Annotated in this window: 17 protein-coding genes, 3 tRNA genes and 3 rRNA genes; 9 read left to right on the top strand and 14 right to left on the bottom strand. The window is 60.4% G+C overall.

Annotated features, from left to right (window positions below):
• Positions 1-69 precede the first annotated feature (69 nt).
• Positions 70-1,941, top strand: a complete 1,872-nt coding sequence (locus tag NLK60_RS11845; RefSeq protein WP_254807982.1) for a PINc/VapC family ATPase — start codon at positions 70-72, stop codon at positions 1,939-1,941.
• Between the two features lie 334 nt (positions 1,942-2,275).
• Entirely contained in the window at positions 2,276-2,683 is a 408-nt protein-coding gene (locus NLK60_RS11840; protein ID WP_254807981.1) for a VOC family protein, read from the top strand.
• Positions 2,684-2,688: 5 nt separating this feature from the next.
• Here the strand turns inward: NLK60_RS11840 and NLK60_RS11835 are convergent, their stop codons facing one another.
• Positions 2,689-3,042: a DUF7968 family protein gene (locus NLK60_RS11835; protein WP_254807980.1), complete on the bottom strand. Its 354-nt coding sequence runs from the start codon at positions 3,040-3,042 to the stop codon at positions 2,689-2,691.
• A 159-nt stretch (positions 3,043-3,201) separates the two neighbouring features.
• Between NLK60_RS11835 and secF the strand changes: the two genes are divergently transcribed.
• On the top strand, positions 3,202-4,080 hold the full coding sequence (gene secF, locus NLK60_RS11830) for a protein translocase subunit SecF (RefSeq protein WP_254807979.1): 879 nt from the start codon (positions 3,202-3,204) through the stop codon (positions 4,078-4,080).
• Positions 4,077-5,669 (top strand): preprotein translocase subunit SecD, encoded by a 1,593-nt coding sequence (locus tag NLK60_RS11825; protein ID WP_305880180.1) that lies wholly within the window; start codon positions 4,077-4,079, stop codon positions 5,667-5,669. Before secF ends, NLK60_RS11825 begins: the two co-directional genes overlap by 4 nt.
• 248 nt (positions 5,670-5,917) lie before the next feature.
• On the opposite strand, the gene rimI is transcribed toward NLK60_RS11825, so the two are convergent.
• From rimI to NLK60_RS11805, 4 genes are all read right to left on the bottom strand, one after another.
• Entirely contained in the window at positions 5,918-6,397 is a 480-nt protein-coding gene (rimI, locus tag NLK60_RS11820) for a ribosomal protein S18-alanine N-acetyltransferase (protein WP_254807978.1), read from the bottom strand.
• A 63-nt stretch (positions 6,398-6,460) separates the two neighbouring features.
• The gene (locus tag NLK60_RS11815) at positions 6,461-6,754 is read right to left on the bottom strand and encodes a DUF6360 family protein (RefSeq protein ID WP_254807977.1); all 294 of its coding nucleotides are present in this window, start codon (positions 6,752-6,754) and stop codon (positions 6,461-6,463) included.
• A gap of 2 nt (positions 6,755-6,756) precedes the next feature.
• Positions 6,757-8,532 (bottom strand): nitrite/sulfite reductase, encoded by a 1,776-nt coding sequence (locus tag NLK60_RS11810; RefSeq protein ID WP_254807976.1) that lies wholly within the window; start codon positions 8,530-8,532, stop codon positions 6,757-6,759.
• Between the two features lie 111 nt (positions 8,533-8,643).
• Positions 8,644-8,964, bottom strand: a complete 321-nt coding sequence (locus tag NLK60_RS11805) for a DUF8134 family protein (protein ID WP_254807975.1) — start codon at positions 8,962-8,964, stop codon at positions 8,644-8,646.
• A gap of 215 nt (positions 8,965-9,179) precedes the next feature.
• On the opposite strand from NLK60_RS11805, the gene NLK60_RS19540 reads away from it, so the two are divergent.
• The 3 genes from NLK60_RS19540 (at position 9,180) to NLK60_RS11795 (ending at position 10,309) form a co-directional block, all read left to right on the top strand.
• Complete coding sequence (locus NLK60_RS19540) at positions 9,180-9,305, top strand: hypothetical protein (RefSeq protein WP_256530373.1); 126 nt, start codon at positions 9,180-9,182, stop codon at positions 9,303-9,305.
• Positions 9,302-9,478: a hypothetical protein gene (locus NLK60_RS11800; protein WP_254807974.1), complete on the top strand. Its 177-nt coding sequence runs from the start codon at positions 9,302-9,304 to the stop codon at positions 9,476-9,478. The genes NLK60_RS19540 and NLK60_RS11800 overlap by 4 nt, the downstream gene beginning before the upstream one ends.
• Before the next feature lie 123 nt (positions 9,479-9,601).
• Positions 9,602-10,309, top strand: coding sequence for a DUF7119 family protein (locus NLK60_RS11795; protein ID WP_254807973.1), 708 nt, complete (start codon positions 9,602-9,604; stop codon positions 10,307-10,309).
• Between the two features lie 29 nt (positions 10,310-10,338).
• On the opposite strand, the gene NLK60_RS11790 is transcribed toward NLK60_RS11795, so the two are convergent.
• The gene (locus NLK60_RS11790; RefSeq protein ID WP_254807972.1) at positions 10,339-11,586 is read right to left on the bottom strand and encodes an ArgE/DapE family deacylase; all 1,248 of its coding nucleotides are present in this window, start codon (positions 11,584-11,586) and stop codon (positions 10,339-10,341) included.
• A 125-nt stretch (positions 11,587-11,711) separates the two neighbouring features.
• Here NLK60_RS11790 and NLK60_RS11785 point away from each other — a divergent pair.
• Positions 11,712-11,785: transfer RNA gene (locus NLK60_RS11785), tRNA-Lys, on the top strand.
• A 367-nt stretch (positions 11,786-12,152) separates the two neighbouring features.
• Here the strand turns inward: NLK60_RS11785 and NLK60_RS11780 are convergent.
• From NLK60_RS11780 to NLK60_RS11755, 6 genes are all read right to left on the bottom strand, one after another.
• Positions 12,153-13,037 carry a hypothetical protein gene (locus NLK60_RS11780; RefSeq protein WP_254807971.1) on the bottom strand — a complete coding sequence of 295 codons (885 nt, stop codon included), beginning with the start codon at positions 13,035-13,037 and terminating at the stop codon, positions 12,153-12,155.
• Positions 13,038-13,243: 206 nt separating this feature from the next.
• Positions 13,244-13,319, bottom strand: a tRNA-Cys gene (locus NLK60_RS11775).
• Between the two features lie 111 nt (positions 13,320-13,430).
• A 5S ribosomal RNA gene (rrf, locus tag NLK60_RS11770) occupies positions 13,431-13,552 on the bottom strand.
• 141 nt (positions 13,553-13,693) lie between these two features.
• A 23S ribosomal RNA gene (locus NLK60_RS11765) occupies positions 13,694-16,609 on the bottom strand.
• Between the two features lie 220 nt (positions 16,610-16,829).
• Positions 16,830-16,901: transfer RNA gene (locus NLK60_RS11760), tRNA-Ala, on the bottom strand.
• 114 nt (positions 16,902-17,015) lie between these two features.
• Positions 17,016-18,490, bottom strand: a 16S ribosomal RNA gene (locus tag NLK60_RS11755).
• Together the 16S, 23S and 5S rRNA genes with 2 tRNA genes alongside form the textbook arrangement of a ribosomal RNA operon.
• Before the next feature lie 1,043 nt (positions 18,491-19,533).
• On the opposite strand from NLK60_RS11755, the gene NLK60_RS11750 reads away from it, so the two are divergent.
• Positions 19,534-20,022, top strand: coding sequence for a halocyanin domain-containing protein (locus NLK60_RS11750; RefSeq protein WP_254807970.1), 489 nt, complete (start codon positions 19,534-19,536; stop codon positions 20,020-20,022).
• A 96-nt stretch (positions 20,023-20,118) separates the two neighbouring features.
• Here NLK60_RS11750 and lpdA read toward each other — a convergent pair whose 3' ends face one another.
• Entirely contained in the window at positions 20,119-21,576 is a 1,458-nt protein-coding gene (gene lpdA, locus NLK60_RS11745; RefSeq protein WP_254807969.1) for a dihydrolipoyl dehydrogenase, read from the bottom strand.
• 9 nt (positions 21,577-21,585) lie between these two features.
• Positions 21,586-23,103 (bottom strand): 2-oxo acid dehydrogenase subunit E2, encoded by a 1,518-nt coding sequence (locus NLK60_RS11740; RefSeq protein ID WP_254807968.1) that lies wholly within the window; start codon positions 23,101-23,103, stop codon positions 21,586-21,588.

The following is a 23,103-nucleotide window of genomic DNA, read 5'->3' as shown; positions in this document are numbered from 1 at the left end:
AGGGAACGGCGATAACACGAGCCACACCGGTCCCGCAGCCTTATACCTGCAGGTACCCAAGCGACGCCCATGAACGTCGTACCGGATACGAGCGTCGTCATCGACGGCCGGGTATCGGCTTCGATCGACGACGGGCAGTTCCACGGCGCGACCGTGTCGGTCCCCGAAGCCGTCGTCGCCGAACTCGAGGCACAGGCCAACGACGGCCTCGACAGCGGCTGGGACGGCCTGGGCGAACTCAAACGCCTGGCCGAACTCGCCGACGAAGGTATCATCGAACTCGAGTACGTCGGCGAGCGCCCATCCGCCATCGAGCGTGGCCACGCCGCCGAGGGAGAAATCGACGCCGTTATTCGCGACATCGCAGAGGACCTCGAAGCGACGTTCGTCACGAGCGACATCGTCCAGGCCGAAGTGGCTCAGGCGAAGGGACTCGAGACGGACTACCTCTCGCCGGAGGTTCGCCGCGTCGGCACCCTCGCTATCGAGGAGTACTTCGACGACCAGACGATGAGCGTCCACCTGAAGACGGACACCCTGCCGAAGGCCAAACGCGGGGCGATCGGCGAGATGCACTACGAGGCCGTCGCCGACGAACCACTGGACGAGGCGACGATGGACGAGTACGCCCGCGAGATCGTCGACGGGGCTCGCGAGGCGACCGGCGGCTTCATCGAACTCTCCGAACCGGGCATGAAAATCGTCCAGTTCCGCGATTACCGTATCGCCATCGCCCGCCCTCCGTTTTCGGACGGCATCGAGATCACGGCGGTTCGGCCGATCGTCCAGACCGATATCGACGACTACGAGCACGCCGACGAGTTGAAAGGGCGACTGCTCGAGCACCAGCGCGGCGTCCTGATTTCGGGTGCACCGGGGGCCGGCAAATCGACCTTTGCCCAGTCGGTCGCCCGCTTCCTGAACGACAACGATTACGCGGTGAAGACGATGGAGAAACCGCGAGACCTGCAGGTCGGTCCGGAGATCACCCAGTACACCGAACTCGGCGGCAAGATGGAAAAGACCGCCGACGCGTTGTTGATGGTGCGCCCGGACTACACCATCTACGACGAAGTCAGAAAGACCGACGACTTCGAGGTGTTCGCCGACATGCGACTGGCCGGCGTCGGGATGATCGGCGTCGTCCACGCCACCCGTCCGATAGACGCCCTCCAGCGACTCGTTGGTCGCGTCGAACTGGGGATGATTCCACAGGTCGTCGACACCGTCGTCTACGTCGACGCCGGCGAGATTTCGACCGTCTACGACGTGAAAACCGAGGTCAAAGTGCCCGCCGGACTCACCGAAGAGGACCTGGCTCGCCCCGTCATCCTCATCACGGACTTCCAGACCGGCAAACCCGCCTACGAAATCTACACCTTCAACCGGCAGGTCGTCACCGTCCCGCTCGAGGACGGCGTCGAGGAGAAAGAAAGCGGCGTCGATCGGATCGCCAAAGCCGAGATCGAACGCGAGATTCGAGCAATCGCCCGCGGCTACGTGGACGTCCAGCTCAAAAGTCAGGACCGTGCTGTCGTCTACGTCGACGAATCCGATATCTCGACGGTCATCGGCAAAGGTGGCGGCCGAATCACCGACGTCGAAAACCGACTGGGTATCGATATCGACGTCCGGACCCACGACGAGAACCCACATCACGGCTCGAGTGGAAACGGTGGGGCGAGTCAGGCACAGCAGGGCCAGCGGTCGACCGAGCCACAGGGCCAGATCGTCACCCCGGAAATCACCTCGAGACACATCATCATCCCCGTCGACGGCAATCAGGGTGAGACGGTCGAAGTGCAAGCCGGCGGCGAGTACCTCTTTACCGCGACGGTGAGTCGCGGCGGCGAAATACAGGTCTCTCGAGGGAGCGCAATCGCAGACGACCTCGAGGCGGCCATCGACCGGAAACGGCCGGTGACGGTCGTGCCGTCGTAGGCCGTTTCTTTCCGCAGGGAGCAGCGAGTGGCGTTTTAGTGGATTTTTCTGAACGGTGAGCGTCGCGGTTCAGAGTGAAATATTACGGTCGGAACCCGCGATGTGAGCGCTGGGGGCCTGAAGGAAGTGAGTGAAACCGAGCGGAAAAGGGGTCAGTGAGTGAGAGACAGGTCCCTTGAGGGAGGAAATCACTGCCGACCTCGAGGCAGCAATCGACCGGAAACGGCCGGTGACGGCCGTGTTCGAAACAGGGCGAAAATGGTGTATTTTTACCAGCGATTCTCTGGTGTCAACCAATGTGAGCAGTTATCGGGTAGCACACCGTCTTACTTCCATGGCGCGTATCGGCAACATCACATTTGCATGCGAGGACCCCGACGGTCTCGCCGCGTTTTGGATCGCAGCAATCGATTACGAGTTACAGGAGCCCCCACCAGGGGTTCTCGAGGCAATAGAGGATGCGGGTGGCGATCCGAACGCAGCCGCGGCAGCAGTCGATCCGGAAGGGGACGGTCCCAGACTGTTTTTCAAAAAAATGCCCCGGTCGTCACCCGAACATATTCCGATCCACCTCGACCTCAACGCTGCTGACCGTGAGAAAGAGGTCGAGCGACTCGCGGCACTCGGTGCATCGATTGTGGAAACCAAGACCGAAACCACTGGCCCGTACACTGAAACCTGGACGGTTATGCGCGACCCCGAGGGAAACGGGTTTTGCGTGCAGGCACCACCGGAAGGATAGGTTCCTTAGGAACGACTGGGGCCGCCCTGGCTCTGCACTCGCCAGCTTCCCTCGAGGCCACAGGCCTCCCGAACGGTGTACTCGATTTCGGTTTCCTCGCCGATGTGCACACCACCCTCGAGTGATTCGACGCGCAGGGGAACGTCGAGTGTGCTGCCACAGCAGCCGACGCCGACGAACTCCTCCCAGATGTCTCCGGGTTCGGCCGCATCTCGCGTTTTGCGCAGATAGGCCTGAAACGAGGGCTTTTCGACCTGAAACCGTCCCCAGTTCGAGAGGTCGGCCGGGTACGACACCACGAGGCGTGTTGCGGAACCTGAGGCATCGCCAGCGGCATCCGTCTGGGTCTCTGGAGCCATACGGTTGGTACGCGCTCGAGCGCAAAAGCGGTTTCTGCGATGGGAATTCATCACGTCCGTCGGGGACCTCTGACGGGGTGTGCCGAAGTTGGCCTCTCTGGATGACGAACTACAGAAATTAAGAAGGCTTACTTACGACGACTCCCACATCCGGTGTATATGGGGAAACTCGAGGTACCGGAGATCGATTACACCCGGTACACGAACCGCCAGTTGGCGGCGGTTCCGCTTGCAGTCCTTGCCTTTGCGCTGTTGATTCTGGCGGGCGGCTATCTGGTCTATGGCTCGCCGGTTGCGCTCGGGATGGATTTCGCCGGTGGAACCGAGTTGACGATCGAAACGACGGCATCGGAAAGCGAGGTCGAGTCTGCGTTCAGCGTCGAGCCCGAGTCGGTGCAGGCGATTCAGGCCGCGGACAACCAGTATATCGTGCAGTTCGCACCCACTGACGCGGACGTGTCAGATGAAGCCGAGGCAAACCTCGAACCAGTCTCCGAAGACCGTGGAGTGGTCCAGCTCTCGGCGACTACGTCTGCAAGCTTCGGGGCCGGAGCACAACAGACGGCTCTGCTCGGCCTCGGTGCGGCGTTCGTCGGCATGAGCATTCTCGCCTTCATTCTCTTTCGGTCGTTCGTGCCCTCGGTCGCAATCGTGGCCTCGGCGTTTTCGGACCTCGTCATCCCGCTCGCGTTTATGAACATCGCCAACATTCCACTCTCACTCGGTACCGTTGCTGGCTTGCTTTTGATTATCGGTTACTCAGTCGACTCCGATATCCTGCTCAACAACCACATCCTGAGACGCGGTGGTGACTTCTATGAAAGTTCCCACCGAGCAATCCGAACTGGTGTAACGATGACCGTCACGTCGATGTCGGCGATGCTCGTGATGGCCATCGCCGCCTGGGCACTCGGCGTCGAGCTCCTGATGTCGATCGGGCTGATCCTCTTCGTCGGCCTGGCGGCTGACCTGATGAACACCTATCTGTTGAACTTCAGCCTGCTTCGCTGGTACAAATTCGAGGGGATCGCACGATGAAGCCGATTGCGTTCGCCAAATCGAACTGGCGAGTCCTGCTGTTAACCCTGTTTCTCTCGCTCTCGCTGGTGTTCCTGTTTTACCCTGGCGGCGTGATGGGCGGTGAGACCTACATCGGGAACGAAACCGAAGATCAATCGCTCCACAACCTCGAGTTCGGACTCGGACTCGACGGCGGGACCAAAATCAGTGCCCCCGTCGTCGGCATGACCGTCGAAGAGATCGAGGTCGATATCGATGACCCCGACGAGTTCGAACAACGCGGCCCGGAGATCCAGCAGACGATGTCCGACGAACTCGAACTCGAGACGGGCGACGCACTCGTCCGAACCGATTACGAGAGTCGCCAGATGAGCGCGGAGGTGTTCACCGACAACGTCACCGAAGGCGAGTTCGCCGCGGCCCTGCAAGAAGCGGGCCTCGACGTCACCGAGGACGACGTCAGACAGGGCGTCACCCGCGACACGCGAAACGACATCGAGACGACGATTCAGTCCCGTATCAACGAGGCCGGCCTCTCCGGGAGTCGCGTCTCCCAGGCCGAGATGGATGGGACGTTTTACATCGTAACGGAAGCACCCGACATGACCGACGACGAACTGCGGGCGCTGCTCGAGGACCGTGGTGTCGTCGAAATCGTAATGCACTATCCCGACGGCGAGGGTGGACAACAGAACGAAACCGCGCTCGTCCAGGCGGATTTCGGCACGATCGGCACTGCCTCGTACAACCCCGAACAAGACTATCACTACGTCCCAGTCGCGGTCAATCCCGGATCGGCAGAGGAGTACCAGCGTATGATGGTCGAGAACGGCTTCACCCAGAACCCACAGTCCTGTTCGTACGGCGAACCATCACAGGAAGGACAAAACTACTGTCTGCTCACCGTGGTCGACGGCGAAGTCGTTCAGGCACACAGCGTCGCACCGCGCCTGGCCAACAATATGGAACGCGGCGAGTGGGCAGCCAGCGGGAACTTCGAGATGATTACCTCGAGCCAGCAGGAGGCCCAGGCGCTGTCGGTCAACCTCCGTGCCGGAGAACTGCGCGCACCGTTGAACTTCAACGAGGCCCAGACGCTCACCGTCAGCCCCGCGCTGGCCGACCAGTTCAAAAACTACTCGCTGCTGATCGGGATCCTCTCGGTGCTCACCGTCAGCGGCGTCGTCTACCTGCGGTATGGCGACCGCCGGGTTGCACTCCCGATGATCGTGACGGCGCTCTCGGAGGTTGTCATCCTGCTCGGCATCGCCGCCCTCCTGCGGATGCCACTGGACCTCTCCCACGTCGCCGGATTTATCGCCGTCGTCGGAACGGGGGTGGACGACCTCATCATCATCGCCGACGAGGTGTTAGACGAGGGTGACGTCAACTCGAGACGCGTGTTCGAATCCCGGTTCCGGAAGGCGTTCTGGATTATCGGGGCTGCCGCAGCCACGACCATCATCGCGATGTCGCCGCTGGCCATCTTGAGCCTGGGCGACCTGCGCGGGTTCGCCATCATCACCATCCTCGGGGTGCTCATCGGCGTACTCATCACCCGACCCGCCTACGGTGACATCCTGCGCCGCCTGCTGACGGACAAATAATCACCTCACCTCCAGTGGGACGGGGAATCGGACTCGAGGAACCACCACGACTCCATTACACCCGAGGCGGTCGACCGAACTCGAGCGCCTTCATCCGACGCTACAGAGAAGCAAGGCGAGTGCCTCGGAGTCACGCCCCGAGGCAATTCACCGACCGCACCGACGTGGTGATCGAAACGCGGCCGCTCGAGTGTTACCACTATACTACCATCCACGAATTATTTTGATAGTACATTCAGACAGTATAGCTACAGTTCCCGAACCATAACGATGGCGTCCTCGCCGTCCTCGTAGTACCGCGGGATCCGTCGCAGCGAGTCGAAGCCAAACCCCCTGTAGAGCCGTTTGGCCCCCTCGTTGGAGTCGCGCACCTCGAGTTTGACCGAGTACGCACCCGCGCCCGCAAGCACGGCCAGCGACCGGCCAAGCAGTGCCGAGCCGATACCGTTACCCCGACACTCCGGGTGGACGGCAATGTCTTTGACGTGGCCGATGTCACGACCGTAGTTGGGCATCACGTCAGAAACGACGTAGCCTGCAACCTGGCCGTCTGAGGTCTCAGCGACGAGAAAGCCCGGTTCGCCGAGAAACCCCTCGAAGGCATCGTATGGCCACGGCTGGGGAAACGACGTGTTTTCGATACGGACGATAGCGAGCAAATCCGCCCGTTCCGCCTGCCGAATCGTCACGCCATCTCGAGTCACCGCCGGCGAACTCGGGGTGGTCACGGACGTCTGTACTCGCTGAACGGTCAAAGCCTCTCCGACCGTTTCACGGCACTCGAGGTGAGGTTACGCCGACGACTCGCCGAGGGCCGTTTCCACTCGAGCCGCGTGTTCCTCGAGGTCGGCCGCCAGCGCTCGTGCTTGCTCGGGCGTGAACCTGAGTTCTTCCATGTGCGCAGGGAGGTGGGTTTCGGTCATGTTGTCAGCTTCGAACTGGAGTTTGACGTGTTCTGGTGATTTTCGATCAGCGGTCGCGTCAACCACCGCGTACTGTTCGGTCTCGAAATCGTGGCCTTTCACGAGGACGTCGGCCAGCTCGAGTGTCGTATACGCGGTAACGCGCATCAGTCGGTCAGCCATGGTCAGTCGTCGGCACTGATCGGTGATCCGTCGGGACGAGCCGGGGCCGGGCTCTCGTCCAGCCCGTCCTGATCCGCGTACGGATACCACGTTCGTTTCGTGTTGTGCATGAACGGATCCTCGTAACTCGTCTCCTCGGGCTCGATTAGTTCGGCCAGTTGCTCGTCGTCACGCTCGAGGACGAACTCCCTGAACGACTGGCCCGTCTCGCGTTCGGCCTCGAAGTTCGCAAGCAAGTTCGCGATTGCTCCAGGAACCTCGTCGACGGGGACTCGCTCTGTGACCCAGGAGGCAAACTGCGGGTTCCCGCCCAGGCCACCCCCCAACCCGATGTCGAGCGCCTCGACCGGTTCGCCGTTCTTGCGGGTCTTCATCCCGCGAAGCGAGACGTCGGCGATCTGGGGCTGGGCACACGAGGCGGTACACCCCGACAGGTGAATGTGGAAGTTCTCGACGCCCTCGGGCAACTCGACGTTGTCGACCAGCCAGCGCGAAAACCGCACCTGTCGATTTTTCGTCTCGACGATCGAGAGCGAACAGAACTCCGTGCCAGTACACGCGATAGAGCCACGTTGGAACGGATGTGGGTCCGGACTGTAACGCTCGAGTTGAGCCTCCGATTGCAACGCTTCGAGGTTCCCCGCTGGAACGTCAGTCAGGACGATGTTCTGTCGCTGGGTGAGTCGAACCTCGCCCGAACCGTGTTCGTCGGCGATGTCGGCCAATTCGAGGGCATCGTCGGCCCCGATTCGACCCACGAGGACGTTCAAGCCGACGTAGTAGTTTCCGTCGTCCTGTTCGTGGACGCCGACGTGGTCGTGTTTCCCGTCGGCCTCTCCAGCGTTGTACGAATACTCCGAACGCAGGTCCTCGCCAGCGGTCTCGAGTTCCCAGTCGATGTACTCCTCTTGAAGCACCGTACGAACCTTCTCGGGACCCCACTCGTCGACGAGGAATTTGATGCGTGCAGCGTAGCGGTTTTCGCGGTTTCCGTGGTCACGAAAGAGCGCGGAGATGCCGCCCGCGACCTCGACGGCCTGTTCGGGCGTGGCGAAGACGTCGATGTTCCGGGCGAATCGAGGTTCGTTCCGGGCGAGGCCGCCCCCGACGCGAACGTTGTACCCGGTGACTGTTTCGCCACCGATCTCCTTTCTGGCCGGTTCGAACGCGAGGTCGTTGATGTCGCCCTGTCCACAGCCCTCGTCACAGCCCGTCACCGATACCTTCCACTTTCGTGGCAGGTTCGAGTGCGCCTCGTTTTCTTTAAACGTGTCGTGGAGGTCGTGGGCCAGTTGATGGGCGTCGACGTGCTCGTGTTTGTCCTTGCCGGCAACCGGACATCCGACGATGTTTCGCCAGGAGTCACCACAGGCCTGCACCGCAGACAGCCCTACCTCGTCGAGTCGGTCGAAAATCTCGGGAACGTCCTCGAGGTTGATCCAGTGCAACTGGATGGCCTGGCGCGTCGTCACGTCGAGCCAGCCGTTGCCGAACTCGGGGTTTTCGATCGGCCCCGTCGAATACTCCTTCGCGAGTTCGGCGAGCACGCGAAACTGTCCCGGCTCGAGCACACCGGCCGGTGGGCCGATTCGAAGCATGAAATACGACTCCTGGCCCGCGCGCTGGTGGTACAACCCGTACCATTTGAACCGCTCGAACCAGGCATCTTTCTCGTCTTCGGGAATCGTCTCCCAGCCTGACTCGGCGAATCGATCGATTTCGGCCCGAATATCCGTCCCGTACAGTTCGTCCTTCCAGTTCTCGACGTCGCTCGGCATTGAACCATGGTACGTCCAGGGGGTACAAGGCCCCGAGCGTCGCGTCAGTTCTCCCCGTTACTCGGCGCTCGAGGCCGTATTTGCCAGGACCTTGAACCCCTGGACACCCCGTTACAGCGACTCGACCGCCCCCCGAACCCTCGAGACGCTCGCCGGGTCGTAGCGCTCGAACTCGCCGTCGATCACCCGGCCGACCGGCAGCCGATCGATAGAGACCCGCTGTCCACACTCGAGACACCGTCCCACGGTTCCGGCGACGACGTGGGTGCCATCGACGCGGACATCAGTGAATCCCTCGAGGAGGATATACGAGAGCGGACACGAACAGCAGTCCTCGCACTCGAGTATCCAGACGTCGCTCACGCCGACTTCCCGGGAGTCGTTGACGCTGATCCACGCACCGTCGTCCAGCGTACGAAGGGCGATTGCCATACCGAAACCTCGGCCCAATCCACCCTGCATCCATCGACCGGCACAATCCTTATCATCGCCCATGACAGACCCCGTGGGAAAAACCGACAGCAAGGGGCGAGATACCCCCACACATCGGCGACCGAGATACGGGCAATCGTTACCGCCGTACGAGAGTGCGGGTATCGCTTGCTTGCGAAGTCGGTGTTAAACGGGTGACCTCCATACAGCAGGGTATGACAGCCGACCTGTCGACACGAAGCCGACAACACGCCCCCGCAGACGTCGCCCCGGAACTGTTCGATACCCGTTCGGAATCCGATCTCGAAACCACACCCGCGACCACGGAGGAGACGCGATGACCCACCTCGCAACGAACGATCTACAGCCCGAAGACGAGCAGGCCGCTCGAGCGGAACCCACCGACTCGGACGATACGAGCGACGAAACGGATACCAGTCACCTCGACGACGTCGAACCCGGTGCCGGCTGTACGGAAATCTGGGAGCACCTCGCTGAAAAACGCGAGGAGTGAGACAGTCTCCTCTCGACTCTCGAAGATGGTATCATATTGGAGATCAGTTACAGTCCGTACGAACACTGAGAGATATTCACCAGGGAACAACCCTTTTTCCCTACCCGCCACCAACCCCACCCAATGACCGCTGATCGCGACGACGATAACCCACGCTCGAGCCCTCCAGCACGAGTGCCGACTGATCGCGAGTCGCCCGTCGGTGCCCCGGTCATCCGCGGCGACGAATCGGTTACCGGCAGCCACGCCCGCCAGGCCGTCCAGTTCGACCCCACCGATCCGGAAAGCCTCGCCCTCGCCGCCGAAACCGTCGCGGAGTTCGCTACCGGAGCGGCCGACGAAGATCACCTGTACATGCTGCGCGGAGCAGCCGCCTGTGCCGCCCTCGTTCGCGGCGAAGGCTCGTATAAAGCCGCCGCAGAACGGGCAACCGCCACACTCGAGGACGGTAGCTCAGTCTCCGTCTCGTTCATCCGGAAATGGGCTCGCGTCCACGACCTGCCGAGAGCCGTCCGCCGGCAGGTCGCCATGGGAGCCATTGCGCCCTCGGCCGCCAAACACATCGCCCGTGTCGGTGGCGAAGCCCGACTGCTGCTCGCCTGGGCCACTCTCGACGGCAACCTCACCGTTCGCGACGTGCGTACCGTCGCCAGTGAAATCAACGACGGTGTCCCCATCGAGCACGCACTGGCCGACCACGGCGTGACCCTTGGCCACCTCGAGCTCACGCTTCCAGCCGCAGCCTACCGGGACCTCCGTCGACACGCCAGCCTCGAAGGCCTCAATCCCGGAGCCGTCGTCGCCGCTGCACTCGAGGAGTACCTCGAGTAATCGACGACCAGGACCGCACCGAGAACCATCTACGACGACAGAAAGACGTGCGCCGCCTCCGTTATCGCCGACGTCGCTCGTTCGACCGACTCCCACTCGATTGTTTCCTCTGGAAAGTGTGCCTGTTCGATACTTCCTGGACCGAAGACGACCGTCGGAATCCCCGCCGCGACGTAGTGGCGACTGTCCGCACCGTAGGTCACCCCTCGAGGCGACGTTTCCGACAGCCCCGTTCGCTCCATCCCAGTCTGTAACGCTCGAACCACCGGTTCGTCGCTCTCGGTCACTCCAGGCTCGAACTGGATCGAGAATCGCTCCATCGTCGGCCCCGCAATCCCATCCCAGTCAGCTTCACGCGCAACCCCCTCGAGATGAGCCCGTAGCTCCCGCTCGACCGAAGCCACCGTCTCACCGGGGGCAACGCCAACCCGAACTGACGCCGTCAACTCATCAGCAACCGAGGACGCCCACTCCCCTGCCTCGAGACGCCCGATACACACCGGCCATGGAATCGGGTACGACTCGTACAACGGGTGGACGACACGCTCGCTTCGCTCGCGTTCGAACGCCTCGAGTCCAGCCCGAAGGTCCTCGAACGCCTCGAGAACCGACGCGCCCCGCCAGCGCGTTGCCGCGTGTGCCGACCGACCTTCGAGGCCGATTTTCACCATCAAACTCCCCTCCGTAGCCGTCACCGGCCGCAACTCCGTCGGTTCGGCCACGATAGCCGCGTCGCGGTCGAACGGATATGGGTTCTCGATGGCCGCCGCTGCTGCCCCGATACCGCCCTCTTCCTCACCGACGACGCTCTCGACAACAATTCGGCCATCGAATTCGGTCGACGATGACTCGAGCGCCTTCGCCGCCCCAACACACGCCGCCAGCCCCGACTTCATATCCGCCGCACCGCGTGCCGTCAACCGCCCGTCCTTCCAGCGCGGCTCGAACGGATCACCCTCCCAGCCACGGCCCGCCGGAACCACGTCGACGTGTCCGTTCAACACGAGGGTTTTGCCCGCTTCCGGGTCACCGAACTCGAGGACGCCCCCGACACTCGGCCGTCCATCCGTGTCGATCAGTGCCGGATCATCCGGAAACGATGGGTGGGAAGCGAGGCGCTCTGCATCGCCTTCCCAGGTATACACGTCGAATCCGGCCGACTCGAGCGTCCCTTGCAACCACTTCTGGGCCGATGCCTCGTTACCGCCCGTCGTCTCGAACGAACACAGCGTCGCTGCAATCTCACGAACCGTCGTCTCGAGGGACCCATCTTCCATGTGAGGGCGAACGAACGGGGCCGATAAATAGCCGCCCGGTCGTCTCTTTTGTGGCACAAACCACGGGCAAACAGTCACCGGAGAAAGAAACGTTTAACCCCGCGTCCCGTAAACGAGTTACTACAGGGCCGGTAGCTCAGTCCGGCAGAGCGTCTGGCTTTTAACCAGACGGTCGCGTGTTCAAATCGCGCCCGGCCCGTGCAACGAACCGATGAGCGTAGCGAATCGGTGAGTGAACCGGCAGGCACGATTTGAACGCAGGGAGGAGCTTGCTCCGACCGTGTGTTCAAATCGCGCCCGGCCCGCTTTTGCGACGAACAATTTCTGGAGGAGCAAAGCAGCCAGAGCAATTTGAAGGAGACTAGAAAGGCGCAGCGAACCGAGCATTTCTGGGCGTCGTTCACAATCGTTCCCGACCCATTTCATCGCCAACGCCTCGAGATAGCCCCCACGCTTTCGACCACTCCAAGCGACACGCGAGCATCGCCACTACAAAGCGAAACCCAACAGCAAAATTGCGTGAATCGCCTCGGGGTCAAGCCCCGGGACATGCTACAAAAACCGTCTCAGCCGCGAACCGGCATAAACGCCAGCCCCGTCAGCAAGATTACCGTCACGATCGACAGACCAATGACCCACCAGAGACCGTGTACCCGCTCGTGGTGTTCCTCGACAGCCGCGTGCTGGGCCTCGAAGCTCTCGACATCCTCAGTCAGGTAGGCGTAGCTTGGATGCGGGAAGTGCACACCGAATTCCTCACCGTTGATCAACACGACTTCGTTTTGCTCGAGCGACACCGTCGACACGTCTTCACCCACGTACTCGAGAGTCACCGACTCCGCGTCAATCTCGACGATCTCACCGTCGACCTGTCCGTCTTGGTCTGGCTCGAAGTACGTCAACTCGTCACCCAACTCGAGTTCGAAGGTATCGATTTCCTCGACTTCGTTGACGTGCACAACGGTTTCGTCGCCATCGTCATCCACAGTCACGTAGACGCCGTCCGCACGCTCGATCGGCGTGAACTCATCCTCGTCGAACTCCTCGACGAACAATATCGTCTCTGGGACCGGTTCTTCTTCCTCATCCTCATCCGCCTCCGGCGGGGCATAGAGGTACACGTAGTACTCCACACCTTCTTCCTCGAGTTGCACGCTATCGCCAGCGTCCCAACTATCACCGTCGGCCGCACTCGCTCCGGACCAGGTGACATCAAACACTGCCTCCGTGTTCACGTGCTCGAGGGTTGCCGTCCCCGCATTCCCGTCGAGTTCGGACACGTTGTAGGTCAAGTCCCCGGCCGTAAAGTCATCTCCCTGCTCGATTTGGTAGTCCGCATCGGCTTCGTCAATCGCCACTTCAGGTGCCTCCGCGGTCGCAATAACAGCGTATGCGCCCGCAGTGATCACCAGGAACAGGACGATATAGACGATCCCTGCGCGTAATTGCATGTGTGAGGGCTTGTTCGCCCGTCGTATAACGGTTACTAAGTTCGCGAATCAGCACCCACGGTATTACTGTGAAAATGACGAGGTGAACAATCATTCGAATAACACATACCGGCAGTTGCACCCGCGCCATCAACCAAAATGAAAGGAACCGTTCTACCGGCTCCTCAACGAGACAGGGAATACCGCCGTGAAGCCAGTAATCAAAAAGCCAAGGGCCGGATTTGAACCGGCGGTGGGCTGCTCTGCAGGCAGCTGCGTTCGGCCGGACTCTGCCACCTTGGCGCGTCCGAATGTACCAGTTGCGCTTGTTTAAGCATAGCGGTCCGACGCGAGTGAAATGCAAAAATCCCCACAGAGCAGCTGCTCTGTGAGGATAATAAATGTGTTATGAGTGGTCGGCGGCGAATCAGATTTCCCAGAGGGTCTCCCACTCCAGTACTCACCAATACGCAGACGGGCTTATCTTCCGTGTTCGGGATGGGTACGGGAGGAACCCCGCCGCTCTGGCCGCCGTAATGCCGATAGACGGACTCGAACCGTCTCTCACACGACCCTGAAGCCGTGTGAGTCAACCTGTAATCGGTAAACCGTATGTCCGTGTAGTCCAGTTAACGCCTGGACCCGTTCACGGGTCCAGTGCAGATCCATGTGAAATGAATGTGTGGCTCGGTCTGTTAGTGCTCGCGGGCTCAACACCTCGTTGCCTCGGTGCGTACACCCCGAGTCTATCGAACTCGTCTTCTACGAGTGACCTCGGTGGAATTTCTTTTTCAAGTGGGTTTCGAGCTTAGATGCGTTCAGCTCTTACCCCGTGGTGCGTAGCTGCCCGGCACGTGCTCTCTCGAACAACCGGTACACCAGTGGCACCCATTCGTAGTTCCTCTCGTACTATACGAACGTTCTCGTCAAATTCCATGACACCCCCAATAGATAGCAGCCGACCTGTCTCACGACGGTCTAAACCCAGCTCACGACCTCCTTTAATAGGCGAACAACCTCACCCTTGCCCGCTTCTGCACGGGCAGGATGGAGGGAACCGACATCGAGGTAGCAAGCCACCCGGTCGATATGTGCTCTTGCGGGTGACGACTCTGTTATCCCTAAGGTAGCTTTTCTGTCAGCAATTGCCCGCATTGGGCAGGCTAATTGGTTCGCTAGACCACGCTTTCGCGTCAGCGTCGATTGTTGTGCTCGACACTGTCAGGCTTCCGTATGCTCTTGCGCTCTTTCTCGGGTCTCCGACCCGAGTGAGGAAACCTTGGGGCGCGCTCGATATCTTTTCAAGCGCGTACCGCCCCAGTCAAACTGCCCGGCTACCGGTGTCCTCCTCCCGGAGTGAGAGTCGCAGTCATCATCGGGTAGTATTTCAATGTTGCCTCGGTGGCCCGCTAGCGCGGGTACCTGTGTAACGGCTCCTACCTATGCTGCACAATGACGACCACGTCTCAGCGACAGCCTGCAGTAAAGCTCTATAGGGTCTTCGCTTCCCCTTGGGGGTCTCCAGACTCCGCACTGGAATGTACAGTTCACCGGGCCCAACGTTGGGACAGTGGCGCTCTCGTTAATCCATTCATGCAAGCCGCTACTAAAGCGGCAAGGTACTACGCTACCTTAAGAGGGTCATAGTTACCCCCGCCGTTAACGGGTCCTTCGTCTCATTGTACTGAGTGTTCAGATACCCGCACTGGGCAGGATTCAGTGACTGTACGAGTCCTTGCGGATTTGCAGTCACCTATGTTGTTACTAGACAGTCGGAGCGCCCGAGTCACTGCGACCTGCCACTTTCCGTGGCAGGCATCCCTTATTGCGAACGTACGGGACGAACTTGCCGAATTCCCTAACGTCGGTTGCTCCCGACAGACCTTGGCTTTCGCCGCCATGAGTACCTGTGTCGGATCTCGGTACGGACAGTGTGCTCGTCTTTTCACGGGCTCCAGGTTGACCTCACTTTCGCTATCCTGACATTCATTCGCTTCCTGCCATTACGGCTTCCACGAACTTCGACAGTTCGACCGGGCGAAAGCCCGGCTGAGGTGGCCCCAAAGCGTCGACTTCTATTGCACACTGGCATAGGAATATTAACCTATTTCCCTTTTGTCAGCTTCGACTTACGGGCTGACTTAGGACCGGCTAACCCTCAGCTGATTAGCATTGCTGAGGAACCCTTACTCGTTCGGCCGTCGGGGGTCTAACCCGACTAACGCTGCTACTATGACCAGAATTTTCGTTCCTGCACGGTCCACACGAGATCTCTCCCGTGCTTCCACCCGAACAGGACGCCAACCTACAGGATCGCAATGTGAATTGCGCCGCTAGGTCTCGGTGATGAACTTGAGCCCCGATCATTTTCGGCGCCGCAAACCTCGGCCGGTAAGCTGTTACGCTTTTCTTAGAGGGTAGCTGCTTCTAAGCTCACCTCCCGGCTGTCTAGGGCTTGCGACCACCTTCAATCGCACTTAGTCCATACTTGGGGACCTTAACCCAGCTCTGGGTTGTCTCCCTCACGGTACACAGGCTTACCCCGCGCACCGGACTCCCCGCGTCGACGGCGTTCGTAGGTTCGGAGTTGGACAGGGGGGCGAACTCCTCTCGGAGTCCGGTCCCCCAATCCGTCGCTCTACCCCACGAACTACCTCAGCGGAGGTCATGCTTCGACATGTTTCGGTTGGAACCAGCTGTTTCCGAATTCGATGGGCCTTTCACCCCTAGACGTAAGTCACGAGAGGGTATTGTAGGACACCAACTCTAACGGGCCTCCACGTGCCTTTCGGCACGCTTCACCCTGCTCACGCCTAGATCATCCGGTTTCGGGTCGTCCCCGCCTGACTCCCCGCGCTTGAACACGGTGACCCTCACCCGAAGGCTGCGGTCATATCGGTTTCCCTATGCCTACCCGGATACTCCGGTTAGACTCGTCAGACAGGCACACTCTCTGGTTCGTTTTTCAAAACGTACGACGGAACATCGGCTTCCCACTCCGCTTACTACAGGTTTGCACCTGATTCATTGAGAGTGGGACCTTTCATGCCCCGTCGTTCTATCGCCAACTGATTTCACGCCCTATTGCACCTCCCTTTTTGGGGTGCTTTTCAGCGTTCGCTCACGCTACTAATTCGCTATCGGTCTCGAGGAGTGTTTAGTCTTCGCGGTCAATGCCCGCGATATTCACGAGGGATATCCAACCCCCGCTACTCTGGAGCTGACGCACGGAGTACTGATCGACGGTACGGGACTGTCACCCTGTTTCGTACTCTATTCCAAGAGATTTCTCGTCAAAGTTCGTCCGATGAGAGTCAGTCCGAACACCACATTGCCCTAAGGCTTCGGTTTGGACTGTGTCGGGTTCACTCGCGGTTACTAACGACATCGCGTTGCTTTCTTTTCCTGTCGATACTAAGATGTTTCAATTCTCGACGTTCCCTATTGCGCAAAGCAATTGCAAAGAGGATTCCTATTCGGAGATCCCAAGTTCTTCCCCTCCGTGCGGGTCCCTTGGGCTTATCGCAGCTTGGCACGTCCTTCTTCAGCTCTCGAGCCGAGCGATCCACCAGCTGGCACAGTAGCCACGTTCTTTCGGATCTTGGGTGCTGCTCGTAATGAGCAGCGATGTGACCCGGGAACGGGTCCAGTGGACGCCTGGACTACACGTACATACGGTGTCATCTGCACAGCCAGTAGACGGCTGGCGTGCATTCACCCTTCCCTACCTCGCTTACGCGGGGAGGTGCATCGGTTAATTCGGGATCAGATGAGGAACACTCACGAAGAGTGTATCGATCATCACCCGAGAGATGGACCCACAGGGATTCGAACCCTGGGCATCCTCCTTGCAAAGGAGGCACTCTACCACTGAGCTATGGGCCCACCCCCTCTCGGGGGCACAACGTTAGCCTTGATAGTTCAAAGGTGCTCGGTCGGCCGAGCGGGCGGTCGCGAACGGACCGTGGTGGGCTGGGGCGTCGCCCCAGTCCCGTTCTGTGGAGGTGATCCAGCCGCAGATTCCCCTACGGCTACCTTGTTACGACTTAAGCCCCCTTGCGAAGCCCAGATTCGACCGGCGTTGCGCCGGCCTCATCCGGACCTCACTCGGGTGCTTTGACGGGCGGTGTGTGCAAGGAGCAGGGACGTATTCACCGCGCCCTTCTGAGGCGCGATTACTACCGAATCCAGCTTCATGAGGGTGAGTTTCAACCCTCAATCCGAACTACGATCAAGTTTAGGAGATTAGCGTCGCCTTTCGGCGTAGCATCCCACTGTCTTGACCATTGTAGCCCGCGTGTAGCCCAGCACATTCGGGGCATACTGACCTACCGTTGCCCGTTCCTTCCTCCAGTTTGGCACTGGCAGTCTCCCTAATGTACCCAACCACCACAAGGGTGTTGCTGGCAATTAAGGATGCGGGTCTCGCTCGTTGCCTGACTTAACAGGACGCCTCACGGTACGAGCTGACGGCGGCCATGCACCTCCTCTCAGTAGCTCCACTAAGCTCATCACACTGAGCTTCACAGCATACTGTCGGTGCTGGTGAGATGTCCGGCGTTGAGTCCAATTAAACCGCAGGCTCCTCCGGTTGTAGTGCTCCCCCGCCAATTCCTTTAAGTTTCATCCTTGCGGACGTACTTCCCAGGCGGTCTGCTTCACGGCTTCCCTACGGCACAACGCTGGCTCGTAGCCAGCGTCACACCTAGCAGACATCGTTTACGGCTCGGACTACCCGGGTATCTAATCCGGTTCGTGACCCGAGCTTTCGTCCCTCACCGTCGGATCCGTCTTTCTGAGGCGCTTTCGCCACCGGTGGTCCGTCCAGGATTACGGGATTTCACTCCTACCCCAGACGTACCCCTCAGATCTTCCGGTCCCTAGCCGAACAGTTTCCGCCGGACGTCTACTCGTTAAGCGAGTAGATTTCCCGACGGACTTGTACGGCCGGCTACGGACGCTTTAGGCCCAATAATAGCGGTCATCACTCGTGCTGCCGGTATTACCGCGGCGGCTGGCACCGGTCTTGCCCAGCACTTATTCGTGTACCACCTTACGGTACACAAAAGCGAGGACTATATGCCCTCGCACTTGGAGTCCCCCTATCGCACTGTCGTGCAGTGTAAAGGTTTCGCGCCTGCTGCGCCCCGTAGGGCCCGGAATCTTGTCTCAGATTCCGTCTCCGGGCTCTTGCTCTCACAACCCGTACCGATTATTGGCACGGTGGGCCGTTACCCCACCGTCAACCTAATCGGCCGCAGCCACATCCTGTCGCGCCTGAGCATTTCGAGCTCGAGCCAGTTCCAGGCATCGAGCCGTATGCGCTATTAGCCTCAGTTTCCCGAGGTTATCGCGCTCGACAGGGTAGTTTGGCCACGTGTTACTGAGCTATCCGCCACGAATCTAAGTTCGTACGACTAGCATGGCTAAATCGGACTCCAATAGCAATGACCTCCGGCAGGATCAACCGGAATGCTATCCCCCAGCGAAGCTGGGGCATTTGGCGGTGAATGTAGGTACACACTCACACTAAATGGGTCCGTTCGGTGACCGCGATCGTCGACCGATCGAGCGTCACCGAACTATCAAGGCTAACATCAGATTTCATCTGTACGGCGGACCGCAGGGGTGAAATCCTCATTTCCTTCGGACTATATCTTAGGTCTTCCGGGGTACTTAACCCCTTCGAACCGAGTCCGAGACGATGGAGCGAGTTGAACGCCCCATCAATCACGCGTTCTTTGCGTTTACATCCAAATGCCCTTGTTTACTTAAGGGCGTCGGATCGGACCGAAGCCGGCGAAGCCGACCTCGAGTACATCCAATCCGAGTGGCCTTACACACTTAAGGGCATCGGATCGTTGCCCGCCGGAAGTCGCATCCGGCAAGGCGTTCGCGTTCTAATCCGAATTGGCCTATGTATATAAGGGCATCGGATCAGTGTGTCCGGCCGAAGCCGACCACGTTTGCATCCAATCCGAGTTGACTTACACACTTAAGGCCGTCGGATCAGACCGACGCCGATGTAAGGTATGGATGTAGTGCCTACCTCCGTGCCGGGATACGGCCAGAGGGGACGTGGCGGCGTGCGCCACGTCGTTCGCATTCTAAACGAGGAGAGGGTTAGTATATAAGGCCGTCGAACCAACTTCTCCGTGGGAACTCGCTACCATGCCATGGTTTTCCACCAAACATGTGGGTGTTTCTCGAGGTCAATTTACTTATAAATCTATCCTCGGCCTGGCAGTGGCTCGTGGGCAAAATGTCCCGCGGGCGGAGGTCGATCGGTCATTCCTCCCTGGCAGGGTTGGTCGAATCGAGTGGTACCCGCGTACGTAGACGGTCGTGCGTACACGCGTATGAATATGTTGAGATGGTCTGAGTGGTTCGTCACGCCTGCGTATGGAAGCCGAACCGATGGGTTCGATTTACACGGCAACGCGTGACGGAGTACTGAGTGGAGCTCCCGAAACACCGAGAGCGAGAGACCTATTGTGTCGCCGACGAACGATCTAGTATGACCTCGAGGCCAGGAGGACACACCAGACGAACGTTGCTCAACGCGGCGAGCGTCGCGGCAGTGAGTGCCTTCGCCGGCTGTCTGTTCGGTGACGGAGAGGACGACTACTACGACGGCGAGGCGTTCGTCGACGACGAGCCAGATTTCGACGGCCATCTCGAGGGAATCGACCACCCTGGAACCGTCGACTGGACCGAAGCGAGCGACGACGAGAAGATCGTCTACGTCGGTACAGGACTCGAGGGAATGGGGTATGCGCCCCGTGCTGCCCGCGTGACGGTCGGTTCCACGGTCACCTGGGAGTGGACCGGTGACGGCGGCAGACACGACGTCGTCGACACTGACGGCGCGTTCGACAGCGGCGAGTTACACGAGGAAGGCGCAACCTTCGAGTTTACGTTCGACGAACCGGGCATCTACACGTACTACTGTACGCCCCATCGCCATCGAGCGATGAAAGGGGCCCTCGAGGTCGTCGGTGACTGATACTGGTTCGCGAAAGTATCGAGATATTCGAGTGAAAAACGGTACCGCTCGAGTGTCTCAGGACGTGCACAGAGTCTTTTGAAAGGAAAGCGGAGACTACCGGTTCAGCGTGTGGATCGCCTGCCCGAGCGCGTTTTCGGCGGCTTCCATCACGGATTCGGCGAGCGTCGGGTGTGCGTGGACCGTCGAGGCAACGTCCTCGAGGGTGGCCCCGAGTTCGATGGCGAGTCCGAGTTCGGCGATCAGTTCCGAGGCTTCGGGGCCAACGACGTGGCCGCCGAGAACGAAGCCGGCCTCCGCGTCGGCAACGATTTTGACGAAGCCATCGGTGTGCCCCGTCGTCAGTGCGCGCCCGCTTGCCTGGAAGGGGAACTTGCCGACGACCGTTTCGAAACCGGCGTCTTCAGCCTCGCTTTCGGTCATCCCGACCGTACCGATCTCGGGATCGGTGAACACCGCGGCGGGCATCGCCTGGTAATCGAGGGCAGCGGGTTCACCCGCGATCACTTCGGCAGCGACCTGGCCCTCGTTGCTCCCCGCGTGGGCGAGCATCGGTTCGCCGGCAACGTCACCGACGGCGAAGATGTGTTCGACGTTCGTTCGCGCCCGGTCGTCAGCCGTGATGAAACCCCGGTCGTCCGTCTCGATACCTGCTGCCTCGAGGTCGAGTGTGTCAGAAACGGGTTCGCGGCCGACGGCCACCAGAACCTTCTCGGCGTCGAGTTCGAGCGCTTCTTCCTCGACGGCCTGCCCGCCGTCTGCTGCCGCGTCACCAGCTGGTTCGGCTTCGACACGAATGCCGTCGCCGTGGGGTTCCCAGTTCGAGGCCCCGTAGCCAAAGTGGAACTCGATGCCCAGCGATTTCGCCCGCTTTTTTACGGGCCGAGCGAGGTCACGGTCGAAGCCGGGGAGTGCGTCATCGAGCATCTCGATAACCTGCACGTCGGTGCCGAGTTTGGCGAACACCGTCGCGAGCTCCATGCCGATGTAGCCCGCGCCGACGATGACCAGCGAGTCGGGGACGGAATCGAGGGCGAGCGCCTGACGAGAGTCGAGTACGGGGTCGTCGCTGTAGGCGAAGTTCGGGATTTCGATGGGTCGAGAGCCCGTTGCGATGATCGCGTGTTCGAAGTCGATGGATTCACTCCCCTGGCCTTCGCCACCGTGGGAGACGCGGACGGTGTTTTCGCCGTCGAAGGTCGCAGTTCCCTCGATGAGGTTGACGCCGTTTGCCTTACACAGCTTTTCGACACCCCCGGTAAGCTGGGAGACGATGTCGTCTTTCCAGCCGACCATTCCCTCGAGGTCGACCGCAGGATCGGCGTAGATGCCCATCTCCTCGGCGTTGCCCGCCTGGTGGGCGACGTCGCTCGCGGTGAGCAGGGCCTTCGAGGGGATACAGCCATGGTTGAGGCAGGTGCCTCCGTAGGCTTCCTTTTCGACGAGCGTTACGTCCAGATCGAGCTGTCCGGCCCGGATCGCGGCCACGTAGCCTGCGGGTCCGGCACCGATCACGAGCACGTCAGTTCCGGTTGAAATATCTCCAACGACCATTGTAGTGTCTTACTCCAGTAACAGCAGTTCGGGGTTTTCCAGGTACTCCATCACCTTGTTCGTAAATCGTGCGCCCTCGGCGCCGTCGATCAGTCGGTGGTCGAACGACAGCGAGAGGGTCATGACCGAGCGCGGTTCGATCGACTCGTTCCCGTTCTCGTCTGTGACGACGCGCGGCTTGCGTTTGATCTCACCGACAGCGAGAATACCCGCCTCCGGATAGTTCAAGATCGGCGTGGCGTACTCGCCGCCAATACCGCCGATGTTCGTAATCGTGAACGTCGAGCCGCGCAGTTCGTCGGGCGAAATCGTGCGCTCTCGAGCTTTCGTCACCAGTTCGTCCGTCTCCGAGGAGAGCTGAAGCATACCCTTGTGATCGGCGTCTTCGACGACGGGAACCATGAGCCCGGCGTCGGTTGCGGCCGCGACGCCGATGTTGTAGTAGTTGCGATGGACGATCTCTTCGTTCTCGTCGTCGATCATCGCGTTCATCTCGGGGAACTCCTTCAGCGCGGCGACGACGGCCTTCATGATGAACGGCATGTACGTCAGCCGGATGCCCTGTTCTTCGGCCATCGGCTTGAGCCGTTCGCGCGTCTCCACCAGCCGGGTGACGTCCACTTCGTCGTGGTGGGTGACGTGTGGGGCCGTGTACTTCGAGCGCTCCATCGCCTTCGCGATCGTCCGACGGACGCCCTTGAACGGTTCGCGCGTTTCCCGGGGGCCGGTTTCTCCGCTCGCGAGCGCCGCAGCGTCGGCTTCCTGGGCGCGTTTCTGGGCTTCGGCGTACTCCATCACGGCTTCGGGCGTCACGAACGCTTCGCCCTCTCGTTGTTCGGTAGCAGGAACGGCGTTCAGGTCGACACCTTGCTCTTCGGCGAGCTTTCGGGTGGCCGGGGCAGCGAGGGTTCGGTCACGGTCGGCGGACTCGACGGGCGCGGGTGCCTGACCTGACGGGCTCGAGGCCGACGATCCAGCGTCTTCGGCCGGGGCCGTCTCGGTTGCCTCGGCCGACTCCGTCGTCGACTCGGTTACCGCTTCGCCCGCACCTGCGGCCGCCGTTACGTCGCCTTCGGTGATTCGGCCGCCGGGACCGCTGCCCTCGACGGTCGCAATGTCGACACCCTTCTCGCGTGCGAGCCTGCGCACGCGTGGGGGCGCAAAGACACGTCCTTCGGGCGTCTCGACCGCCTCGGAGTCGGGTGTCTCGGTTTCCTCACCCGAGGCTGCCGCCTCGCCCGTCTGGTCGGCCGAACTCGAGGCGTCGGTTCCCCCGTCATCCGTCTCACCGTCCACGTTGAACGTGATGATGACGTCCCCGACGGGCACCATTTCGCCTTCCTCGGCGAGCAGTTCGGCAACCGTGCCGTTGTACGGCGAGGGGACCTCGACGAGTGCCTTGTCCGTCTCGACCTCGGCGACTGGCTGGTCTTCCGTGACGGTGTCACCGGGTTCGACGAGCCACGAAACCAGTTCACCTTCGGCGACTCCTTCACCGACGTCGGGTAGTTTGAATTCCTCGACCAT

Source organism: Natronosalvus amylolyticus (assembly GCF_024298845.1).
GTDB classification, from domain to species: Archaea; Halobacteriota; Halobacteria; order Halobacteriales; family Natrialbaceae; genus Natronosalvus; species Natronosalvus amylolyticus.
This window is presented reverse-complemented; position numbering and strand designations above follow the sequence as displayed.

Excerpts from the sequence above, each read along its gene's own strand:
- NLK60_RS11845 (WP_254807982.1), top strand. The coding sequence starts at position 70 with ATGAACGTCGTACCGGATACGAGCGTCGTCATCGACGGCCGGGTATCG.
- NLK60_RS11840 (WP_254807981.1), top strand. The coding sequence starts at position 2,276 with ATGGCGCGTATCGGCAACATCACATTTGCATGCGAGGACCCCGACGGT.
- NLK60_RS11835 (WP_254807980.1), bottom strand. The coding sequence starts at position 3,042 with ATGGCTCCAGAGACCCAGACGGATGCCGCTGGCGATGCCTCAGGTTCC.
- secF (WP_254807979.1), top strand. The coding sequence starts at position 3,202 with ATGGGGAAACTCGAGGTACCGGAGATCGATTACACCCGGTACACGAAC.
- NLK60_RS11825 (WP_305880180.1), top strand. The coding sequence starts at position 4,077 with ATGAAGCCGATTGCGTTCGCCAAATCGAACTGGCGAGTCCTGCTGTTA.
- NLK60_RS11815 (WP_254807977.1), bottom strand. The coding sequence starts at position 6,754 with ATGGCTGACCGACTGATGCGCGTTACCGCGTATACGACACTCGAGCTG.
- NLK60_RS11810 (WP_254807976.1), bottom strand. The coding sequence starts at position 8,532 with ATGCCGAGCGACGTCGAGAACTGGAAGGACGAACTGTACGGGACGGAT.
- NLK60_RS11805 (WP_254807975.1), bottom strand. The coding sequence starts at position 8,964 with ATGGCAATCGCCCTTCGTACGCTGGACGACGGTGCGTGGATCAGCGTC.
- NLK60_RS19540 (WP_256530373.1), top strand. The coding sequence starts at position 9,180 with ATGACAGCCGACCTGTCGACACGAAGCCGACAACACGCCCCCGCAGAC.
- NLK60_RS11800 (WP_254807974.1), top strand. The coding sequence starts at position 9,302 with ATGACCCACCTCGCAACGAACGATCTACAGCCCGAAGACGAGCAGGCC.
- NLK60_RS11795 (WP_254807973.1), top strand. The coding sequence starts at position 9,602 with ATGACCGCTGATCGCGACGACGATAACCCACGCTCGAGCCCTCCAGCA.
- NLK60_RS11790 (WP_254807972.1), bottom strand. The coding sequence starts at position 11,586 with ATGGAAGATGGGTCCCTCGAGACGACGGTTCGTGAGATTGCAGCGACG.
- NLK60_RS11780 (WP_254807971.1), bottom strand. The coding sequence starts at position 13,037 with ATGCAATTACGCGCAGGGATCGTCTATATCGTCCTGTTCCTGGTGATC.
- NLK60_RS11750 (WP_254807970.1), top strand. The coding sequence starts at position 19,534 with ATGACCTCGAGGCCAGGAGGACACACCAGACGAACGTTGCTCAACGCG.
- lpdA (WP_254807969.1), bottom strand. The coding sequence starts at position 21,576 with ATGGTCGTTGGAGATATTTCAACCGGAACTGACGTGCTCGTGATCGGT.
- NLK60_RS11740 (WP_254807968.1), bottom strand. The coding sequence starts at position 23,103 with ATGGTCGAGGAATTCAAACTACCCGACGTCGGTGAAGGAGTCGCCGAA.